General features: G+C 70.6%; 22 protein-coding genes. 11 read left to right on the top strand and 11 right to left on the bottom strand.

All coding sequences use genetic code 11. The features are described from left to right. Window positions 1–5 precede the first annotated feature (5 nt). The 3 genes from OG711_RS12690 (at window position 6) to OG711_RS12680 (ending at window position 3,034) form a co-directional block, all read left to right on the top strand. Complete coding sequence (locus tag OG711_RS12690; protein ID WP_329559285.1) at window positions 6–857, top strand: immunity 49 family protein; 852 nt, start codon at window positions 6–8, stop codon at window positions 855–857. 60 nt (window positions 858–917) lie between these two features. Continuing rightward, window positions 918–1,781, top strand: coding sequence for an immunity 49 family protein (locus tag OG711_RS12685; RefSeq protein WP_329559284.1), 864 nt, complete (start codon window positions 918–920; stop codon window positions 1,779–1,781). Window positions 1,782–1,975: 194 nt separating this feature from the next. After that, a complete protein-coding gene (locus OG711_RS12680; protein WP_329563768.1) occupies window positions 1,976–3,034 on the top strand; it encodes a TolB-like translocation protein in 1,059 nt (352 codons plus the stop codon). A 55-nt stretch (window positions 3,035–3,089) separates the two neighbouring features. Here OG711_RS12680 and OG711_RS12675 read toward each other — a convergent pair whose 3' ends face one another. After that, window positions 3,090–3,527 carry a VOC family protein gene (locus tag OG711_RS12675; RefSeq protein ID WP_329559283.1) on the bottom strand — a complete coding sequence of 146 codons (438 nt, stop codon included), beginning with the start codon at window positions 3,525–3,527 and terminating at the stop codon, window positions 3,090–3,092. Between the two features lie 99 nt (window positions 3,528–3,626). On the opposite strand from OG711_RS12675, the gene OG711_RS12670 reads away from it, so the two are divergent. Then, window positions 3,627–4,412 (top strand): hypothetical protein, encoded by a 786-nt coding sequence (locus tag OG711_RS12670; RefSeq protein ID WP_329559282.1) that lies wholly within the window; start codon window positions 3,627–3,629, stop codon window positions 4,410–4,412. 277 nt (window positions 4,413–4,689) lie between these two features. On the opposite strand, the gene OG711_RS12665 is transcribed toward OG711_RS12670, so the two are convergent. The 6 genes from OG711_RS12665 to OG711_RS12640 form a co-directional block, all read right to left on the bottom strand. Then, window positions 4,690–5,418 (bottom strand): hypothetical protein, encoded by a 729-nt coding sequence (locus OG711_RS12665; RefSeq protein ID WP_329559281.1) that lies wholly within the window; start codon window positions 5,416–5,418, stop codon window positions 4,690–4,692. Further along, window positions 5,415–7,517, bottom strand: coding sequence for a SulP family inorganic anion transporter (locus OG711_RS12660; protein ID WP_329559280.1), 2,103 nt, complete (start codon window positions 7,515–7,517; stop codon window positions 5,415–5,417). The genes OG711_RS12665 and OG711_RS12660 overlap by 4 nt, the downstream gene beginning before the upstream one ends. A 512-nt stretch (window positions 7,518–8,029) precedes the next feature. Further along, a complete protein-coding gene (locus OG711_RS12655) occupies window positions 8,030–8,632 on the bottom strand; it encodes a carbonic anhydrase (protein ID WP_073784924.1) in 603 nt (200 codons plus the stop codon). A gap of 570 nt (window positions 8,633–9,202) precedes the next feature. After that, window positions 9,203–9,862, bottom strand: a complete 660-nt coding sequence (locus OG711_RS12650; protein ID WP_073784926.1) for a response regulator transcription factor — start codon at window positions 9,860–9,862, stop codon at window positions 9,203–9,205. Then, on the bottom strand, window positions 9,765–11,366 hold the full coding sequence (locus OG711_RS12645; protein ID WP_079184428.1) for a sensor histidine kinase: 1,602 nt from the start codon (window positions 11,364–11,366) through the stop codon (window positions 9,765–9,767). Before OG711_RS12645 ends, OG711_RS12650 begins: the two co-directional genes overlap by 98 nt. Before the next feature lie 47 nt (window positions 11,367–11,413). After that, window positions 11,414–11,893 carry a hypothetical protein gene (locus OG711_RS12640; protein WP_073784930.1) on the bottom strand — a complete coding sequence of 160 codons (480 nt, stop codon included), beginning with the start codon at window positions 11,891–11,893 and terminating at the stop codon, window positions 11,414–11,416. Window positions 11,894–12,392: 499 nt separating this feature from the next. Here OG711_RS12640 and OG711_RS12635 point away from each other — a divergent pair, with 499 nt between their 5' ends. The 3 genes from OG711_RS12635 (at window position 12,393) to OG711_RS12625 (ending at window position 14,916) form a co-directional block, all read left to right on the top strand. Then, a complete protein-coding gene (locus tag OG711_RS12635; protein ID WP_329559279.1) occupies window positions 12,393–13,406 on the top strand; it encodes a DUF5954 family protein in 1,014 nt (337 codons plus the stop codon). Between the two features lie 283 nt (window positions 13,407–13,689). After that, window positions 13,690–14,208 (top strand): MarR family winged helix-turn-helix transcriptional regulator, encoded by a 519-nt coding sequence (locus tag OG711_RS12630; RefSeq protein ID WP_237542706.1) that lies wholly within the window; start codon window positions 13,690–13,692, stop codon window positions 14,206–14,208. 123 nt (window positions 14,209–14,331) lie between these two features. Next, on the top strand, window positions 14,332–14,916 hold the full coding sequence (locus OG711_RS12625) for an NADPH-dependent FMN reductase (protein WP_073784934.1): 585 nt from the start codon (window positions 14,332–14,334) through the stop codon (window positions 14,914–14,916). Between the two features lie 69 nt (window positions 14,917–14,985). On the opposite strand, the gene OG711_RS12620 is transcribed toward OG711_RS12625, so the two are convergent. The 4 genes from OG711_RS12620 to OG711_RS12605 all read right to left on the bottom strand — a co-directional run bounded on the left by OG711_RS12620 (window position 14,986) and on the right by OG711_RS12605 (window position 16,633). After that, on the bottom strand, window positions 14,986–15,195 hold the full coding sequence (locus OG711_RS12620) for a DUF397 domain-containing protein (RefSeq protein WP_329559278.1): 210 nt from the start codon (window positions 15,193–15,195) through the stop codon (window positions 14,986–14,988). Between the two features lie 43 nt (window positions 15,196–15,238). Further along, the gene (locus OG711_RS12615; protein ID WP_329559277.1) at window positions 15,239–15,448 is read right to left on the bottom strand and encodes a DUF397 domain-containing protein; all 210 of its coding nucleotides are present in this window, start codon (window positions 15,446–15,448) and stop codon (window positions 15,239–15,241) included. Between the two features lie 133 nt (window positions 15,449–15,581). Further along, window positions 15,582–15,794: a DUF397 domain-containing protein gene (locus OG711_RS12610; protein WP_329559276.1), complete on the bottom strand. Its 213-nt coding sequence runs from the start codon at window positions 15,792–15,794 to the stop codon at window positions 15,582–15,584. Continuing rightward, complete coding sequence (locus tag OG711_RS12605) at window positions 15,791–16,633, bottom strand: helix-turn-helix domain-containing protein (protein WP_329563766.1); 843 nt, start codon at window positions 16,631–16,633, stop codon at window positions 15,791–15,793. Before OG711_RS12605 ends, OG711_RS12610 begins: the two co-directional genes overlap by 4 nt. Window positions 16,634–16,724: 91 nt before the next feature. On the opposite strand from OG711_RS12605, the gene OG711_RS12600 reads away from it, so the two are divergent. The 4 genes from OG711_RS12600 (at window position 16,725) to OG711_RS12585 (ending at window position 19,846) form a co-directional block, all read left to right on the top strand. Beyond that, on the top strand, window positions 16,725–17,213 hold the full coding sequence (locus OG711_RS12600) for an ATP-binding protein (protein ID WP_329559275.1): 489 nt from the start codon (window positions 16,725–16,727) through the stop codon (window positions 17,211–17,213). Beyond that, window positions 17,201–17,359 carry a hypothetical protein gene (locus tag OG711_RS12595; protein ID WP_329559274.1) on the top strand — a complete coding sequence of 53 codons (159 nt, stop codon included), beginning with the start codon at window positions 17,201–17,203 and terminating at the stop codon, window positions 17,357–17,359. The genes OG711_RS12600 and OG711_RS12595 overlap by 13 nt, the downstream gene beginning before the upstream one ends. 869 nt (window positions 17,360–18,228) lie before the next feature. Beyond that, the gene (locus tag OG711_RS12590) at window positions 18,229–18,696 is read left to right on the top strand and encodes a MarR family winged helix-turn-helix transcriptional regulator (RefSeq protein ID WP_073784940.1); all 468 of its coding nucleotides are present in this window, start codon (window positions 18,229–18,231) and stop codon (window positions 18,694–18,696) included. Between the two features lie 301 nt (window positions 18,697–18,997). Beyond that, on the top strand, window positions 18,998–19,846 hold the full coding sequence (locus OG711_RS12585; protein ID WP_079184357.1) for a helix-turn-helix domain-containing protein: 849 nt from the start codon (window positions 18,998–19,000) through the stop codon (window positions 19,844–19,846). Window positions 19,847–20,100: the final 254 nt, after the last annotated feature.

The following is a 20,100-nucleotide window of genomic DNA, read 5'->3' as shown; positions in this document are numbered from 1 at the left end:
GTTTCGTGGAGCGTCATCGTGCGGCAGGGCCTGAGGACAAGGAGTTTGCTGACAGGCTGTTTCAGGGCTCGGTCAAGCGGATCGACTTGTTGGCACAGTCGCCAGAAATGATGGACCTCTTCTGGAGCTACGCGGGCAGCGCGGTTCTGGGACGTTCGCTGGTCGATCCGCGTGCTGAGGAGTTGGAGTCCTGGTACGCGGTCGTCAATATGATGCAGATGGGTTCGGCAATTTTCAGGCGGGCGGCGGTGACCGAGGGCTCGGTGGACTGTCTGATCAACCACAAGGTCCGTACGCTTCCTGCGACAGGGCCGCTGCCCTTCGTCAATGCGGGCACCTGGCTGACGGCGTTCTTCTACGCGATTGTGTGTCGTGATCAGAAGCGTATGACTGAGTTGGCAGAATTGCCATTGGATGTACTGCGGGCGTCGGGTGCCGTGCATGACCGATATTTGCTGCATTGGGTGTCGGCGCTTCAGGCGTACTGGTTGCGGGATCAGGCGCGGATGGTGGATGAGCTTTCCGCGACATTCAAGAAGTCGCACCCGGACTCGATCCGTGTCGCCGAGCGGGATTGGGTGCAGCAGATTTCGTATCCGCCGGTCAACATGTTCTACCGGTTCCTGAATCGGGATCACGACGGATTCCACGAGGCGCTGGTGGAGGCGCTGGAGTTGCACAAGGCGTACTGGACCGCCGACGAGGACCGTGAAGAGGACCTCAAAGGAGTGTTCTCGCTCGGCATCCTCGCGATGGCCTGCCTCGCGTACGACGGGGACTTCCCACTAGGTGTGGAGTCGGACTACATCCCGCATCACCTGATCACCCGTGACTGGCTGGGCGAGTTCCCCACGTGACGTTCCGGCGCTGGAGCCGGACCCCTCACCGTCCCCCCTGCTGCATGTGACGATGTACCGGTGACTGTGACAGTGGTGCGTCATCGCATGACCGGACCTGGTGACGACGAGTTCGCCACTCGTCTCTTCGACGGTGCGATCGAGCGAATCGATTGGCTCGATGAGGCTCCTCACATGATGGATATCGTCTTGAGCTCCGTCAGGATCGCCGTGCTGGGACGTTCGCTGGTCGATCCGCGCGCTGAGTCGGTGGAGTCCTGGTACGCGGTCGTGAATGCGATGCAGGTGGGTTCGGCGGTGTTTCGTCGGGCTGCGGTCACCGAGGGCTCGGTGGAGTGCCTCATCAACCACAAGGTACGCATGCTGCCCGCGGCGGGGCCATTGACTTACGCCAACGTGGATACCTGGTTGACGGCCTTCTTCTTCGCCATTGTGTGTCGGGATCAGAAGCGGATGACGGAGCTGTCCGAGCTGCCGTTGGACGTGCTTCGGGCTTCTGGTGCCGTGCATGACGAGTACTTGTTTCATTGGGTGGGCGCGCTTCAGGCGTACTGGTTGCGCGATCAGGCCCGCATGGTGGATGAACTCTCCGCGACGTTCGAGAAGTCGCATCCGAGCGCGCTCCGGGTGGCCGGCCGTGAGTGGGTGCAGCGGATCTCGTATCCGCCGGTGAATCTGTTCTACCGGTTCGTGAAGCGGGACCACGATGGCTTCCATGAGGCGCTGGTGGAGGCGCTGGAGCTGCACAAGGCGTATTGGACCGCCGACGAGGACCGTGAAGAGGACCTCGACGGGGTGTTCTCGCTCGGCATCCTCGCGATGGCGTGCCTCGCGTACGACGGGGGCTTTCCGGTCGGTGTGGAGTCGGACTACATCCCGCGTCATCTGGTCACCCGTGACTGGCTGGGCGAGTTCCCCACCTGACGGGTGCGGCCTCCGGCCGGGTCGCGTACCGCTTCCGCGCGGCCGGGACCGGCCCTGTCGATACGTCGTGTGACGCATTGACCCCGTAGCGCCATCGCGGTTGCATGGTCGTGGTCCTCCGGTAGGGAACCGGAGGGGGAGACCTGCATGGGGGAAACATGAGGGGTAACGCGAACCGGAGCTTCACCTTACGTATGCGGGCCGTGCTGAGTGCGGCGGTCGTGGTCTGCGCGGTGACGGCGGTGCTGCCCGGGGCCGCCGTGGCGGGGACCGCGGGGGTCAGCGCCGTCGGGGTCGAGAGGATCAGTGTCGCGCCTGACGGCACCCAGGGGGACGGCGACTCCGCCGGCGCCTCCATCACGCCCGACGGCCGCCATGTCGTCTTCTCGTCGTCGGCGCTGAACCTCGCACCCGGTACCACCACCGGAGGCGACAAGGCGTTCGTCCGCGACCGGCAGACGGGGCAGACCCAGCAGATCGGGCATCTGAGCCTGCTCGCGCCCCCGGTGATCAGCGGTGACGGACGGTACGCCGCCTATCCGGTGCCGTGGTTCAACAACGTGCGGATTCGCCAGTACAAGCTGAGTACAGGAGGGACAGCCTCCACCAACTGCCTTGCGTACAGCTGCGATCAGCCGGACTTCAGCACGACCGGCCGCTACATCGCCCTGGTCGTCAGGCAGCCCTCGGTCGGCCAGCGGGTCGAGGTCCATGACGACAGCACCGGTGTCAGGGAGACCGTCGCCACCCTCGGCCACGCCCAGGCGCCCAAGCCGTCGCTCAGCGGTGACGCCCGCTATGTCGCCTACCAGGACGCCGCGACGCAGGACGTCGTCGTGCGGGACCGGACCGCCGGCACCACCACGGGGCCGGTCGAGGGGCCGTCCGTGGCGGCGGCACTCGTGCAGCTCAGCGACGACGGCAGCAAGGTGGTCTACCTCTCGGGCACCGACACCTACGTCCACGACGTGGCCTCGGGCACCGCGCAACTCGTGCCGAACGTGAAGGGCGTGGCCATCGATCCCACCGGCCGGTATCTGCTGTACGCCCCGACCGGCACGACCGGACCGTCGCTCACCTTGCGCGACCTCCAGACGGGCACCGACGAGATCGTCTCGGACCAGCCCGCGTCGGCCAGGACCGACGCGGTCAGCACCGGCGGGCGTGAGGTGGTGTTCCACTCCGCGGCCACCGACATCGTGCCCGGCGACACCAACGGCAAGTCGGACCTCTTCGTCCGCACCCTCTACTGACCGGCCCGGCCGCCGCACGCTCCGGGTGCGGCGGCCACGGCCGGAGGGCGGCCGTTCAGTCGAGGCAGAACTCGTTGCCCTCGATGTCCTGCATCAGCTGGCAGGACTCGTTGACGCCGTCGGCGCGCAGCAGTTGTCCGCGTACCGCGCCGAGCGGGAGCAGCCGTACGCATTCGGCCTCCAGCGCGGCGAGACGTTCCTCGCCGACGAGCCCGGTGCCGACCCGGACGTCGAGGTGGACCCGGTTCTTGACGACCTTGCCCTCGGGAACGCGCTGGAAGAACAGCCGCGGACCCGCACCCGAGGGATCGGCGCACACCGCGAACGCCTCACCCCGGTGTCCGGGGGGCGCCGTGCGATCGAACTCGGCCCAGGTCGCGAATCCCTCCGGGGGCGGCGGGGTGGTGTACCCGAGAACCTCGGACCAGAAGCGGGCGACGCGCTCGGGTTCCGCGCAGTCGAAGGTGATTTGGACCTGCCTGATCGACGCCATCCGTGCATCGTAGGGGTGGGTCCCACGTCGTGCCATGGGATTTCTTCCCGGAGGGTGCGGCGGGGCGTCGCGACGGGACGCGGAGGGGGTGGTGGACCGGTGGGACGAGGTGGGGCGGTCGGGCAGGGCGGGCCGGGCTCCGGTGAGGTGCGGGGTGAGGGTCCCCGTGGCGTGCTCGACCGGCTGCGGGGCGTGGACCAGGACGACTGGGAGCGGGCGTACGCGCACCGGTGGTCGCGGGCGTTGCTGATGCGTGAGCACATGCGGCGGGCCGCGCTGTGGGCGGACGCGTACGGGGTGCCCGAGCGGTGGCCGTTCTTCGATGTCGCGGAACTCGCGCGGCCGGGGCTGCGGCTGGGCGCCGGCCTGGCGGCCGAGGCGGACGCGTTCGCGGCGACGCTCGCTCCGCGCGGTCTGGAGGTGGTGTGCCGGGCGGCGGTGCGGTGGGCCGCCGTGGGGTCCCGGGGGCTGCCGGAACTGCCGCATCCGTATGAGCCCGTTGTCACGCTGTTCGGGCGGGGCGGCGGGTACTCCGTCGGCCAGATGATCGACCTCGACGGGATCAGCGTCCCGTACGGGAGTTTCGCCGGGAGTCTGGCGCTGGAACCGTTCGTCGCGCTGGACGCCCGGGTGCTCGACATGCTCGACGCGACCGCGGGCGAGCGGGTCACGTACTACGCCGACGCGACCGGGCCCGGCGCGCTGGTGCTCGCGCGGCTGCGGACGGCGTCCGGTGCGGGCGGCGAGGTCCATGAGGAGGTGCTGGTGCCCGGTACGGGGTACTGGGTGCCCGCGGACTTCCTGCGCGGTGGGCGGACCCGCGCGGTCGGGAAGATCACCACCCGTCAGGCCGCGTCCGTGATGCGGTCCCTCCTGCCGCGTTAAACAGCGCCCGCGCCGGGTGTCGGGCCCGCGTACACGGCGGTGGCGGCGCGCACCGGAACGCCCGTACGCGAGGCGCCCCGCACAACAGCCCCCGCACAACAGCCCCCGCACAACAGCCCCCGCACGGGTGCCCCCGCACGACAACCGTCGTACGAAAGCCCGCGCACACAAGGGCGCCGGAGCCTCCCATGGGCCATGGGGGAGGCTCCGGCGCGGGCCGGTCGGTCGGCGGTGTCCGACCGGCGGGGGATGGGCACTTGAGCGGAGGAGGGTCCGCTCAACCCCCTTGTGCCGCTTTGGCTTCGGTCCGGGCCGCGGCCCGTAGTGCTTCGAGCCGGGCGGCGGCTCCGGAGCGGTCCCTGCGGGGGAGCGGGTCCGCGGCGGGCTCGTCGGTGCGGGTTCCGGTGGGGCCGGCCGCCGGACCGGTGGCGGCCGGTCCGGCGGCGGTCTTGGAGGCGGCGTCCGGTGCCGGGCGGCCCGCGCCTGGCGGGTCGGGGTCGGAACCGTCCGCCGGGCGGGAGTCCCGGCCGGCGGCCCGGGGCCCCCGGGCGGCCGGGACGGTGGTCCCGTGGCCGCCCGGTGCCCGGACCCCGTGGTGCTGGGGGGCGTGCGGACCCGGGGGGGTTGTCGGGTCCGCACGGGTCTGGTGGAGGTCGGCCGGGTGGTGTGCCGGGGCCTCGGGGTGGTGCGGGTGGGTCGGACCCGAGGGCCGTCCCGCGGGAGCGGGATGGGACGGTCCCGTGGAGTGCGGGTGACCCGAGGCGGCGGACGGCCTGGTGGGCGAGGCCGGGGGCCGGGCGTAGCGGTGCGAGTGGCGTGGAGTGTCGCGGTTCACGGGGGACGGGATTCCGTTCAGGACGGTCCCGGGGGCCGGGGCCGTGTCCGGCTTCGCCTCATGGCGCAGCTCAGGGCAGTTCGCGTCCTGGCAGGCCGTCAGAATCGTGTGGAGTGAGCGCAGGAGCAGGAACAGTCCGTCCTGCTCGTCCGCCGTGAGCCGCTGCTTCATCGCCGGCTCCCCTCGCCGTGGGACTGGGCGGCCCATTCGTCGCCGGGGCCCCAGTAGCCACCCGCCGGAGGCGGCCCCTGGTAGGGCGGCGGCGGAGGCTGGTTCGGGTCGTACGGCGGCGGGGGCTGCTGCTGGTACTGCGGGTGCATGGCGGCCTGCGGGTGCGGCTGCGGGATCGGGTAGCCCTGCGGCGGCGGGTACGCGGGGTGCTGGTAGTGCGTGTGCTGCGGGTGGTGGGCCTGTCCGGGGTGACCGGCGTAGCCGGGCTGCGGGTAGCCGGGGTGCGGCTGGCCCGGGTGGTACGCGTAGGGCGGTCCGTAGTGCTGCGGGTGCTGGCGGGCGTAGCCGCCGTGCGCGGGGTGCCCGTGGGCGTAGCCCTGGGCCATCGTCTGCTGGTACCCGGCCTCGGCGTACGGGCGGGAGCGCTCGTGCGTCGGGGGCAGGGTGTCCGTGAAGTCCGAGGCCGAAGGGGCCTGGTGGCCGTTCGGGTAGGAGTCGGACGCGTGGTCCTGCGCCGTCGTGGCCGCGGTGCCGGGTCCGGCTCCCACGCCCGCGGGCACGTTGGGGAGTTCAGCGGTGACCTCGACCTCTTCCGGTGCGGTCGTGACCTCTTCCATCTCCTCGACCTCCGCGCTCTTGTCGCTCTTGTCACCCGGCAGCCGGATGTCGACGTGGAGCGCGCCGGCCTTCTTGCGCTGCTCGCCCCATTCCTCGATCTGGCTGCGGCAGGCGAGGTCCAGATGGCCGAGCCGTGAGGCGTCGACGTGCACCCGGGGGCGGTCGGAGATGGCTTCCAGGGCCTCGATCAGCCGGGGCAGCCGCAGGAAGGTGGCGTTGCCGCGCAGTTCCAGGCGGCCGGTGTCACCGGTGATGGTCTGCTTGATGCTCATGTGCGACATGCGCAGGGCGATGAGGACCACCGCGATCGCGAGGCCGGCGAGCACGCCCTCCAGCAGGTTGGCGAAGAAGATGGCGGCCGTGGTGATGAGCATGACGATGCCCTCGCCACGGTCGGTCTTCCACATCTTGACGAACGCCGGCGGGTTGAAGAGCTTCCAGCCCGCGTGCAGCAGGACACCCGCGAGGACGGTGATGGGGATCAGTCCGAGCAGGCCCGGCAGCAGCAGACCGAAGCCGAGCAGCCAGACACCGTGCAGGATGCGGGACAGCTTGGTCCTGGCGCCCGCGTTCACATTGGCCGCGCTGCGCACGATCACCGCGGTCAGCGGCATTCCGCCGACCACACCGGAGGCGGCGTTGCCGACGCCCTGGGCGAAGAGTTCCTGGTTGTACTTGGTCCGGGGTCCCGTGTGCATACGGTCCACGGCCGCCGCGCTGAACAGTGACTCGGCCGACGCGATCACCGTGAAGGTGATGATCATCATGATGACGGCGGGGTCGAAGATATGGGTCATGTCGCCGGGGCTCACGAAGTTGAGCGCTTCCAGCATGTTGCCGAACTCGACCTTCTTCACACCTTCGAAGCCGGGGAGCGCGGCGATGATGCAGCCGAGGACCACCGCGATCAGCGGTGCGGGCACCTTGTTGAGCGGCTTCGGCACCTTGTACCAGACGAAGCAGAGCACGATCGCCATCACGCCGAGGCCCAGGGCCGCCAGCTTGGTGGGGCTGCCCGCGACCGCCTCGACGAGGTCCGGCATTCCGCCGACGTTGGTCAGCGGGGTGCCGTGCTGCTTGGAGTCGACGACGGCGTAGATCTGGCTGAGGATCAGGGGCAGGCCGATACCGGCGAGCATGCCCTGGACCACGGACAGCGAGATGGACTGGAAGAGTCCGCCCGCCTTCAGCACACCGAGCAGCATCTGGACGAGGCCGCACATCAGGACCACGGGGCCGAGCATCCCGGGGCCGTGTTCGGTGACGAACTCCAGCACCAGGACCGCGAGTCCGGCGGCGGGGCCGGACACCTGGAGGGAACTGCCGGGCAGGAAGCCCACGATCAGGCCGCCGATGATGCCGGTGACGATGCCGAGGGCCACCGGGACACCGGAGGCGGCGGCGACACCGATGCACAGGGGCAGCGCGACCAGGAAGACGACGATCGACGCCATGAAGTCGGTACCGAGGGCGTCCTTCATGGCCGGCTCGGTGTTCTTCGGTAGGCCGCCACCGCTGCCCTCTGGACTGCTGGGCTCGGAGCCGGCGCCCCGTCGCGCGTGGCGGCCGTTACTTCCCGGGTGTATTCGTTCAGCAGACATGTCGATCGATCCTTTCGCCGCTTCCGTCCGCCGGCCTGGGGGTGCGCTTGGGGTACGCGGGCCTGGCGGACGGATGCGTCCGTGGGGGGTGGGGTGAGGGGTCGGGACCTGTGGGGTGCGGGTCCCGGGACCGGCGCGGGGCCGGTTCTCCATCGGCACACGGGGTGAAGCGTCGGGGTTCCGGTACGGGACGGTGGCGCCGTTCGCACGGGAGTGCTGTCCGGGCCGTCCGTACGGGGCGCTGGGTCCGTCCCGTACCGGGTTGTGCGGGGCCGCGGGTGCCCCGCCGGAGCCGGGTCGTGTCCGGGGTCCTCACGGACCGGTCGGGGGTGCCTGAGCCCTGGCGCCTCGACCGGTCCGTGCGGGGCCCGAGAACCGGCCCGGCTCCGAGCTCAGTGGCAGTGGAACGCGCCGTCGTTCTCGTCGAGTTCGAACACCTGGGCGGTGTCCACCCGGTAGAACCAGCCGTGCAGCTGCACCCGGCCGTCGGCGATGGCCGCGTGGACCTCGGGGTAGCCGCGCAGGGTCTCCAGCTGGGCCACGACATGGGCCTGGACGAAGTTCGTCAGGGTCAGGTCCTCGGGCGGGGTACCGAGGATGGGGGCCAGACCCGGACGGGCGAAGGAAACCCACTCCGCTACGCTCGGCAGAGCCGTCAGGTCCTGCTCCTTGGCGACCGCGGCGATGGCCCCGCAGTGCGAGTGTCCGCAGACGACGATGTCCTGGACCCGGAGCACGTCGACCGCGTACTGGAGAGTGGCCGCCTCACCGGACTGCCGCCCAGGCCGGTAGGGGGGGATGATGTTTCCCGCGTTGCGCAGCTCGAAGACCTCACCGGGCGCCGAGCCCATGATGAGCGAGGGCACGATCCGCGAGTCGGAACAGGTGATGAAGAGGGTCCCGGGGCTCTGGCCGGCAGCGAACTGCTGGTAGGTCTCGCTCTCGGGCGCCATGCGCTGCTGAAAGGTCCGCGCGTTGTCGAGAAGCTTCTTCATGGCGTGCTCCTGGCTGATCCAGTGACCTCCGCAGCGAACGGCCTTGGTCGCTGCGGGAGTTGGGACAACCGGGGGTGGTTGTCTTGGCCCGGAAGCATGCGGGTAGGTGATGAGTCGGCTGTGAGATCGCCGTGAGAGAGCTCTCACCTGCTTGATAACGATGTCGGAGCGCGGTCGCGCACATCTGAGTGGGCACTTGTCGCTGGTATGTGCGCACGGCCAGGTGGGGCACGTCGGGAGTTCCCGCGCAGAACGCGCAGAACGCGCGAAAGCCCGCCGATGGGGCGGGCGATGTACGGGCGCGGGCCGTGGGAATGGCTCGCGCGCGCCGGTCCCCGGGGCCCCGGGAGGGGGCGTGCCGGTGGGGTCGGAGCCCCCGGCCGGGGTCGCCGGGTTGGGGGTCCTGGGGCCTCGGGGTCCGGTGGGGTCGGTCCGGAGGGGGTGGGGGTTGCGGGGGTGTGCGGGGTCGGGCGTCCTGCGGGGGTTCCTGGTTCCGGTGTTACGGGGGGTGTGTGGTGCGGGGGTGCAAGGGGGTTGGCGGTGCGGGTGGTGCGGGTGGTGCGGGAAGGGTCAGGCGCGGAGCCGGTAGCCCACCCCGCGTACCGTCTCGACCCGGTCGGGGCCGAGCTTGCGGCGTACGTACCGCACATACACGTCCACGATGTTGGACCCGGGGTCGTAGTCGAACCCCCAGACCCGGCTGAGGAGCTGCTCGCGCGTCAGCACCTGGTCGGGGTTGCGCATGAACACCTCCGTCAGCGCGAACTCCCGGGCGGACAGCTCCGCGACCCGCCCGTTCACATGGACCCGCCGGGTGCGCAGATCGAGGACGAGGTCCCCGGCCCGCAGCAGCGAGCCCTCCGGCCCGCCCTCGGCCCGCAGCCGGAGCCTGACCCGGGCCAGGAGTTCCTCGAACGCGAACGGTTTCGACACATAGTCGTCCGCGCCCTGTTCGAGCCCGGCGACCACGTCGGACACGCTGTCCCGCGCGGTCAGGATCACCACCGGCAGCGTGACGCGCAGTTCGCGCAGTTTGCGCAGAACGGTGAGACCGTCGACGGCGGGCAGTCCGAGGTCGAGGATCATGAGGTCGCAGTTCCCGGCGCGGGCGTGCTCATAGGCCGACAGGCCGTCACCCACCACTGAGGTAGCGAACCCATATCCCCTTAAGCCTCTTTCCACGAAAGAGGCGATTCCCGCTTCGTCCTCCGCTATGAGGATCCGATGCATGCTGTCCTTCCTCCCAGGGGTAGTAAGCCGGAAGATCGAGGACGAAACGGGCCCCGCCCGTCTGGGCGTCCTCCACCCAGGCGGTGCCGCCGTGCGCTTCGGCGATCTCCCGGACGATGGCCAGTCCGAGCCCGATACCCGTGCCCGCCTGACCCGAACCCGTCTTCTTGGCCGTGCCGACGAGATTGGCCTGAGCGAACCGGTTGAAGATCCGTTCCTTGTCCATCGGTCCCACACCCGGCCCGGTGTCACGGACCCAGAGCAGAATCCGTTCGTCCCGGACCGTCGACCCCATCTCGATGAGGTCGCCGTCGAGGGTGTGCCGTACCGCGTTGGCGGCGAGCTGGATCAGTCCCTGGGTGAGCCGCTGCCCGTCGACGAGGACCGTGGCCTCCGCCACGGCCGCGACGCGCCAGTGCCGGTTGCCCAGGGCGCGGGCCTTGGCGACGACGTCCACGATCAGATCGGTCAGATTGGTCTCACCGATGCTGAGGAAGTCGGGGCGCTCCGCCTTGGCCAGGGTCAGCAGATCGTCCACGATCCGGCTCATCCGGTCGAGTTCGTCCAGGACCAGCGCACGGGTCGCCGCCCGGTCCTGCTCCCCGAGCTCACCGATGCCCTCCGGCCACGGCTGCCAGGAGTCCAGCACCGGCACCTGGCTGCCGTCCCAGCCGGACGGACCCACACCGCGCGCACCGCCGGCCGGGACGCCGTCCATCAGTTCCAGATGGCCCCGGATGACGGTGATGGGGGTGCGCAGTTCATGGCCCACCTCGTCCAGGAACCGGCGCTGCGCGGTGAACGCCTGCTCCAGCCGGTCGAGCATCCGGTTGAAGGTGTGGGCGAGGGCCGCGACGTCGTCATGGCCCCGGACGTCCAGCCGCTGGGTCAGATCGGACTCGCTGATCCGTGCGGCGGTCTGCCGCACCAGCCGGATCGGCGCGAGCACCCGTCCGGCCACCAGCCAGCTGGTCATACCCGCGAACACGAGCGCGCCGAGTCCGGTGGCGAGCAGCATCTTGGCCACCCAGCGGACCTCGGCGAGCTGGCGGTCCCGGAACTCGATCAGGACCAGCCGGACGTCCCGGGTGTCCCCGGCGACGCGCACCGGGACCACGCCGTAGCGGACCCGGCCCTCCGAGGTGTCCAGCCACCCCGTCTGGGTCTTGGTGCTGCCGAGCATGGCCAGTTTGCGGACCACGTCCGGGTTCTCGTCCAGTTTGATGGGCGGGTCGACGCCGCTGCGGCGGTCGGCCCGGCCGTCCACGATGCTGAAGTAGGTCTCCTCCCGGTTGGGCAGGTTGTTGGACATGAAGTCGGTGAGCAGCGCGGCGCCGTCGGTGTAGGGCTGGCCCGATTCGCCGCGGCCCTTCCCGGCGAACGCGCGGAGGTTGTCCACCTCGTGCAGCAGCTGCTCGTCCACGCGGGCGTCCATCTGGGCCTGCCACAGGACGGTGATGGCGACGGTGGGTGCCGCGATCGCGGCACCCACCAGGAGCATCATCCAGCCCACGATTCTCGACCGCGCGCTGGCCGTGTGCTTGCGCACCGCTAGTCGTCCCCTCCTTCTTCCTCGTCACCGTGACCCTCGCCGCGGCCGCCGTCCTCGTTGTCGTGGTCGCGCTCCTCCTCGGTGGGCGGGAAGCCCGGCCGGTGGCTGCTCTGGGGCGGGGTCGGGACGGGCACGGGTCTGCCTCCGGTGGGCCGGACGGATGCCGGGGGTGGTTCGTCCTCCTCGTCGGTGGCGTCCGGGACGGTGTTGGGCGGGGTGGTGGCGCCGGGGGTGGTCGTGACGGTGACGGTGGGTCGAGGGGGGGTGGGCAGTGGGGTCTTCGGGCCCTGCGGTGAAAGGGGGGGCGGCGAGACCGTCTGCGACGGGGTGACAGCGCCGGCCTCGGGTCCGCTCACGTCGATCACGGGCCCGAGGTCAAGGGGCTCGCTCCCGTCCACGAGGGCCCGGCCGGTCACCATGCCGACGCCCGCCAGGGTCGCCACCACCGTGATCGCGAGATTGGCCTTCCTGAGTTTCATAAGGAGAGTGTCCAGTCCAATCAAAGGGGCGACGGAAAGAGGAGAGGATTCTCATGTCGTGCCGTGCCCCGGCACCAACGGGGCTTTTCCTCCTGGGTGCTTCGGTGTTCGTGGTCGTTGCGGTCGCGTGCGGAACTGCTCGTTCTTGGGGTCTTGCCGGGATGAGATACGTGGTGGGCGAGGTAACTGCTCAGTAGCCGGACGGATCGGTGTGCAGATGCGTACACCTGCCGTCCGTCGTCCGGCGGGCGGAGGATGGCATTCCGGTCCGGCTCCCGCCCCTGGTGGTTCGTCCCGGTACGGGGTGATCCGTGAGGGTCGGTGTGAGAGCTCGCTCACGGGTCCCCGGCGGGGCCTTCACCCGGGCCCGGGTCCGGCCCGGACGCCCTGGGCGCTCGCCGCATCCGGCAGGCGCGCGGACCCGGTCGTGCGGCGGACAAGTCCGGTCGGTTGCGCCGATCCGGGCGGACGGCGGCCCCGTCTTCAGCACAATGTGCGCATGGGCGATGACTGGAAGCGACAGCTCGACCGGATCCATGAGGGACTGGTCCGGCGCGACGATCCGGCGGAGTGGGTGACTGAGGCCGACGCGGTGGAGGCGTCCTACCGCTACCCGAATCTGCTGCTGCGCGGCCCGGTGTTCGGGCTCGCCGTCCAGGAACCGGCCGACGCGCCCCGCTGGCGGGTGCTGACCGAGGTCACCTGCGGCAGACCCCAGGAGGCCCGGGACTCGCTCAACTCCCATCTGTGGTTCCAGGCCAAGGACGACACCGACGACCCGGAGGTGCGGCGCGAACTCCTCGCCGCGGTCGATCTGCTGGAACGTGAACCGGTGGACGAGGTCCGGGCGGCGGGCAGCCGCTACCGGGTGATCCGGGGCGACGAGTTCGCGCGCGGCGGCGACGACGGGCTGGAGCCGCCCCGCCCCACCGACCCCGAACCGGCCAAGCGCTCCTGGGAGTTCACCCCCGACGCCAGGCCGTCCGAGCTGGGCATGCCGCTCGACCCCGGACGGGAGCAGGGCCTGATGACCGGGGCCCTCAAGCTGGCCCTGCGCGACTTCAGCTACTCGGGCACGGGGTTCCCCGACGGCATGCTGCGCGACAGCGTGTCGGCCGTGCGCACCCATCCCGAAGTGGCGCTGCTGCCGGTGGCGTTCTGCGTGGTGGAACGCCTGGACGGACGGTGGCGGCCCCGGTCCGCGCTGGTGCCGACCCCGCACGACGCCCGCCGGGTGCTGAACGACGGGCTGACCGATTTCTGGCCCCGGATGACGGGCCTGGACGAGCGGGGCCGGGCCGCCTACGCGCGGGCCGCCGAGCGGTTCCGGGCGGCGGAGCGCGCCGACGAGGTACGGGTGGGCGACGAGATGTTCCGGGTCTGCCGGATCGAGCGGATGGTGCGGTGCGGCGCGGACGGCCCCGAGGGCCCCCGGCCGTCCGACACCGACTCCCACCCGCCGGAGCGCATCCATCCGCCGATGGCGGCGGACGGCACGATCGACTACTCGTAGTGACCCGTCGGAGGTTTGCCGGACCCGCCCCGGAGGGAGGCGTTCGCGGTGGTTCCGGCCCCCTCCGTGTTCCCGTTTGTGCGGGGAGGGCGGTGTGGGCCGTGGCCGGGCGGGGGGTCGCGGCCCTTTCTGTTGTGTGGTGATCGGCTCTGGGGCGGCGGGGCCGGTGGGGCGCGTGGGTGGGAATAGTTCCCCGGGGTGTGGCGCTGTAGGCTCCGAGATTAATTGAACGATGAACTATATTGGTCCGAGCACACCGCCGAGCAGCTCCCAGGAGGTCCCCATGGAAGGCATGAGCGCGCCCCCGCGGCCCGCCGTGGCCGCGGCGGACCCCGACCGGGAGGCCCAGCGGACCATGCGCTCCTTCCTCACCGCCGCCCGGCTGCTGTCCGAACAGCTCGGGCACGAGCTGCGGCGCGAGGGCGGCATGTCGCAGATCCACTACGAACTCCTCGACTGGCTCTCCGAGGCCCCCGGACTGCGGCTGCGCATGAACGAGCTGGCCCGCCGCACCGGCGTGTCCGCCAGCAGGCTCTCGCACCTGGCCGACAGACTGGAGCAGCGCGGCTGGATCGAGCGCGCCGAGGACCCCGGCGACCGGCGGGCGCTGCTCGCCCGGCTCACCCCCGCGGGGCGCGTCGCGCTGGAGGAGGCCGCGCCCTGGCACGCGGACTGTGCCCGGACCCGGCTGCTGGACCACCTCAGCGCGGACCAGCTCCGCCGGCTGCGGGAGATCAGCGACCAGCTCAGCGGCCGGCTCACCCTCCCCGAGCCCCGCGGCACCCCGCCGCCCGGCCCCTGACCCCCACCGGGTCCCCCCGAACCCCGGCGGTCCGCCCCCAGCGGACCGACCGGTCCGCACACCGCAGGAACCCGCGCGGCATCCACCGCCGCGACACCCGATACAAGGAAGCAAGGCATATCTATGACCAGGATCGCCATCGTCATCGGCAGCACCCGCCCCGGCCGCGTCGGTGACACGGTCGCCCACTGGGTGCACGAGATCGCCTCGAAGCGGACCGACGCCGAGTTCGACGTCGTGGACCTCCGCGACATCAAGCTCCCGCTCCTCGACGAGCAGGCCCCGCCGTCCTTCGGCCAGTACGCCAACGACCACACCCGTGAGTGGTCGACGCTCGTCGACTCCTACGACGGCTTCGTGTTCGTCACGCCGGAGTACAACCACTCCACGTCCGGCGCGCTGAAGAACGCCATCGACTACCTGTACTCGGAGTGGAACAACAAGGCCGCGGCCTTCGTCGGTTACGGCAGCGCGGGCGGCTCCCGCGCGATCGAGCACCTGCGCGGGATCATGGCCGAGGTCCAGGTCGCGACCGTCCGCAACCAGGTGATGCTCTCGCTGTTCACCGACTTCGAGAACTTCACGACCTTCACCCCGCAGCCCGTGCAGGTCGACGCGGTCGGCCCGATGCTGGACCAGCTCATCGCGTGGAGCGACGCACTCCAGCCCCTCCGCGACAAGACGAAGGCCCAGTCCGCCACCGTCTGACCACCCCCCGAGGCCCCGCCGCACTCCCGTACCGGGCAATGCGACGGGGCTTCGCCCGTCCCCGCCCGCTCAGCGGGTGCCGAGCGTTCCGCCCTTGACGCCGGTCACGAAGGCCGCGAACGCGGTGGCGCGGACGTTCAGTACGGGTCCGTTCGGGGCCTTGGAGTCGCGCACGGGGACTATGCCGTTGGCGGACGCGTGTGCGGGCGCCCACTCGACGCAGGAACCGCCGTTGCCGCTGTACGAGGACTTGATCCAGTTGTGCGCTTCGGTTGTCACGGGGTGCCCTTTCGACGTTGCGGTGCGTGGTGTGCCCGGCTGGTCAGCGTGTGCCGAGCGTTCCGTCCTTGACGCCCGCCACGAAGGACGTGAAGGCGTCGGCGGGGATGTCCAGCACGGGTCCGCCGGGGCTCTTGGAGTCGCGCACGGGGACTGTGCTGTTGGTGGCCGCGTGTGCCGGTGCCCACTCGACGCAGGAACCGCCGTTGCCGCTGTACGAGGACTTGATCCAGTCATGAGGTTCGGTTGTCACGAGGGCCCTTTCCTGCCTGCTGGGGAATCGAGGTAGGGGATCGCGGATCGAACGGGCAGGGTCAACCCCGCCACGTCCTCGAATCAAGGTGTGCGGCGGGGCCTTCGGCGTTGCGATGTGCTGTGCGGTCCGGTCAGGCGGTGTCGAGCGATCCGGCCTTGACGCCCGCCACGAAGGCCGCGAACGCGGTGGCGCGGACGTTCAGTACGGGTCCGCCGGGGCTCTTGGAGTCGCGGACGGGGACTATGCCGTTGGCGTCCGCGTGTGCGGGCGCCCACTCGACGCAGGAACCGCCGTTGTTGCTGTAGGAGGATTTGACCCAGAGGAGGGAGGGGGATTCGGTCATCGCGGGGTGCCCTTTCGTACCTCATTGATCATGGCCACGGATATCGCTTGGGAGAGTGATTCGGCCTGTAGCTGATGGTAGGCCCTCACCAGCGGCAGCACGGAAGTGAGCTCGCGTTCCAGATGCCCGTGGGTCTGCGACTCAACGTAGGAGACTACGGACCGGTCATGCAGCGTAAGCAAGTTGACCAGCCGGTCGAACGGGCGGCGCTCCCCCAGGCCGAAGGGGGCGATCTGAAGCACGGTGTTCGGCTGCTTCGCAAACTCGCTCAGCTGGTCCAGCTGAGCGCCCATGACCTTGGAGCCCCCGATCGGCCGGCGGATGCAGCTCTCGTCCAGGACCACGATCACCATGGGTGGTAAGGGCCGTACCAAGGCAGCTTGACGCTCCATCAGCAACGAGACTCGTTCATCTGCCTGTTCGGCGGTGATGACCCCGCGTTGCACGGCACTGTCGGCCAGAGCCTGCGCGTACTCGCGCGTCTGAAGCGGGCCCGGGATCAAGCCCACTTCGAACAGCCGGATCTCCGCCGCGCGGGACTCCTGCGTCAGATACTCAGGGAACCCCTCCAGCAAGCTGCCGCGCCGGAGTTCACCCCACGCCCGTTCGAACGTGTCGCTCGTGCCTTCGAGTCCGAATGCGGCGTCGACGCTAAGCGAAAATCGGCGCGTCGGGGGTTTGCGGCCGGTTTCAATCGCTGAAATATGCCGCCCGGAATATTCCATCCGGGCGGCCAGATCGTCCTGCGTCCAGTTGCGTGCCTCGCGTGAACTGCGTAGACGTGCGCCGAACGCTGCTTCCGGACTCTTGTCGGGGTTCAACTCCTTGCGGTTTACCAATGTTTCCTCCGCCTGCGGCACGTTGAAGGACTTCCAGCTCTAGGCCACGCTGAACCTCCCCAGTAGTGGAATGACTACGGAGAGGAACGGCGTGTCCGGGAAGAACGTAGCCACGGAACGACACGAACCCCAACTCGACCTCGCTGCAATTGCGTTCGGGGCCCGAAATGGCGCTGCCGGGGCGATCGGCCGGGCCGAAGCCCTGGAGTGTCTGCCGTCGGCGGCCGGCCGGGCCCGGCGGCTGGTCACCGAGGTTCTACGGGCCTGGGACCTGGACGAACTGTGCGGTGACGCGCGGCAGATCGTCACCGAACTGGTCGCGAACGTGGTCACCCACACCAACTGCTCGTCCTTCCGCCTCGACGTACTCCGTGCGGTGGGCGGCGGGGTCCGGATCGCGGTGAGCGACGGATCGCGCACCACCCCGGTACCCCGCTGTCCCCGCGACGGCGCGGAGTCCGGGCGCGGCCTGCTCCTGATCGAGGCCCTCAGCTCCCGTTGGGGCTGCGACCGGCGGCACGGCGGCAAGACCGTGTGGGCCGAACTCGGAAACCCCGGGGAGGGGACGTGCGACGGGTGACACGTGGCGCCCACCGCTTCGAGCGCGTTCTCGCCCTGGCGGGCCGGATCGAGGCGCGTTGGGCTCGCCATGTCGCGCAACGGGATCTGCACCGGCAGCTCGACGGGCTGCGGGACACCCTTCGGGCCCGCCCGCCCCGGCGGTGATCTGCGGGTCGCCTTCGCTTGCGCCCCTGGGGTTCCCCACCTGGGCGTACTTGTCCCCGTGCGGGTCGTTCGTGGGTGCGCAGTTCCCCGCGCCCCTGAGGTTGCGCCCCTTGCGGTTCCCGTTCGGGTGCGGGGCCGTCCTCGTTTTTGCGCAGTTCCCCGCGCCCCTTTGGGGGCGCCCGTCTGGGGCTGTCGTCCGTCTGCGGGCCGACGTCAGCCCGGGGCCGGGGTTCAACCACCCTCCTCGCGGACTCGCGCTGCTGCGGGAGGGGGTGGGCGGGAATCTCTGCCCGCAGACTCCGATGCTCTTCAGTAGGGCAAGGGGGACGTCGTACCGAGCGCGTTGGATCGAGGACGGAGAATCCCGACCGGCACCGACCCGAAGAACAAGCAGATGGCGCCCCAAAGGGGCGCGGGGAACTGCGCGAAACCCACGAGCGACGGCACAGGAACGAAGTGCGCCCAGCCGGACGGACCTGGGAAGCGCAAGCGAAGGCGACCCGCGGGGAACTGCGCGAAACCCACGAGCGACGGCACAGGAACGAAGTACGTCCACCCGGACAGACCTCGGAAGCGCAAGCGAAGGCGACCCGCGGGGAACTGCGCGAAACCCACGAGCGACGGCACAGGAACGAAGTACGCCCAGCCGGACGGACCTCGGAAGCGCAAGCGAAGGCGACCCGTGGGGAACTGCGCACCCCACGAGCGACGGCACAGGAACGGAGTACGTCCACCCGGGCAGACCTCGACGGCCGGCCCAGCGACCCAGCGGCGACAGGACTTCGTAAGATGTGTGCGCACGCATGGAATGTGGGCGGAGTTGGCTATAGTCACGCAGGGACAAGGAGTCGACTGGAGGGGAGGCCGGGATGTCGGCCGACGACCGTGCCGCAAGCCTCCGCGAGTTCGACCGGTGGCGGCGGCTGACCCTGATGGTGGGCCGGTTCAACCAGTCCATGGAGCGGATGCTCGCGGACGAGTTCCAGGTCTCCCTCCCGGAGGTACTGGTGCTCGTCGAGCTGCGGCACGGCCCCACCCGGGGCACGCGGGTGCAGGAGCTGTCCGCCGCGGTGGGCCTCGACCAGTCGTCCATGAGCCGGCTCGTCACCCGGCTGGAGAAGAAGGGGCTCACCGCCCGGGTCAGCTGCGAGCACGACCGGCGCGGCGTCTACTGCGCCCTGACACCCGAGGGCGCCGACCGCGGCGAGCGCGCCGAGGCCCGCTGCCGTACGGAGCTGACCGCGCTGCTCGACGCCGCCGCCTACGACGACCGCTGGGCCGCCCTGGTCACCCGCCTCCGCCACCAGGGCCCGACCGCCCCCACCCCGACGACGTGACCCGGCCCCGTCGCGTCACCCCGAAGCGGCGCGAGCGCAAACCCACGAACGAGCCGCACGGGAGCAGGTGCGCGGAGCGCGGACCACTCAGGGGCGCGGGGAACCGCGCACCACGTCTGTACCGGCACGGGACAAGTAGGCCCAGGTGCGCAAACCCGGAAGCGCGAGCGAAGGCGGCCCGCACGGGAAACACGTACGGCCGGCCCGGAACCGTGAGGCGCGAGCGAAGGCGACCCGTCCCGGCCGCCTGAGGGCCAGGACGTACGACCGGGACGGTAGGAGGTTAGGTTACCCTAAGTTCATGTCGGTTGCTCATGTGTCCGGTCCCGCGCTCGCCGGGACGGCCCCGCCCCTGCCCGTCCGCTGGGCCGCGCCCCCGGCCGGCGGCGCCGTGGTGCGGCCGCCGTACCTGCTCACCACCGCCGTCTTCGACGGCGGCGACGGACCGCTCGACGTGGAACCGCACACCCACAGCGACGGCCTTCTCATGTGGCCGCACGCCGGGCCCCTGACGCTCTACACCCCCACCGGCGTGCGGCGGCTGATACCCGGGCAGGGGGTGTGGATACCGCCGGACGCCCCCCACGCCGCCACCGCCGACCCCGGCAGCTTCGCCTGCTTCACCTATGTGGCCCGCTCCGCGATCCCCGCCACCTGGACCTCGTCACGGTCGATGAAGGTGGGACGCGCGCTCCAGGAGATGCTGCTCCACCTCAACGCCACCGCCATGCCGGACGACCTCCGGCTGCGTACCCAGCGGGTCATCCTGGAGATGCTCCAGGACGATCCCCGCCCCGTCCCCGAGGTGCCGCTCCCGGCGGACTGGCGCATCCAGGCCCTCGCGGACGACGTACTGCGCGATCCGGACAGCGACCGCTCCGTCGAGGAATGGGCGGCGCGGCACTCGCTCAGCGTCCGCACGGTCAACCGGGCCTTCGGCCAGGACCTCGGGATGTCGTTCACCCGCTGGCGCGCGCTCGTACGGATGTCCACCGCGATGACCATGCTCGCCCAGGGGCACCCGGTGAACCTGGTGGCGCACCGCTGCGGCTACTCCACGACCAGCGCGTTCAGCGCCGCGTTCCGCCGGGTCACCGGCGCCAGCCCGACCGAGTACCTCCGCGAATGCGCCGTACCCGTGCCCCCGTGACCCGGCCCCCACGGTCCGGCCGCCCCGGACCCGGCCGCACGGCACCTGGCCGATTCGCGACGCACCCTGGCCGGGCCGCGACGCCCGCCGGTCACGGCGTTCCCTAGCGTTGAGCCAGGTGAGGGTTACCTCACCTGGCCCGTACGGAGGGCGGCGGACCGTCCCCGTGCCCGGCCGCGCGCGTACGTCCCGCACCGCTGCGACGGCGCCCCCCTGTCGCCGTCGCGCCGCCCCCGCGGTGCGCAGAACCTAGG

It is taken from the genome of Streptomyces uncialis (assembly GCF_036250755.1).
In the GTDB taxonomy this organism is placed as follows: Bacteria; Actinomycetota; Actinomycetes; order Streptomycetales; family Streptomycetaceae; genus Streptomyces; species Streptomyces uncialis.
This window is presented reverse-complemented; position numbering and strand designations above follow the sequence as displayed.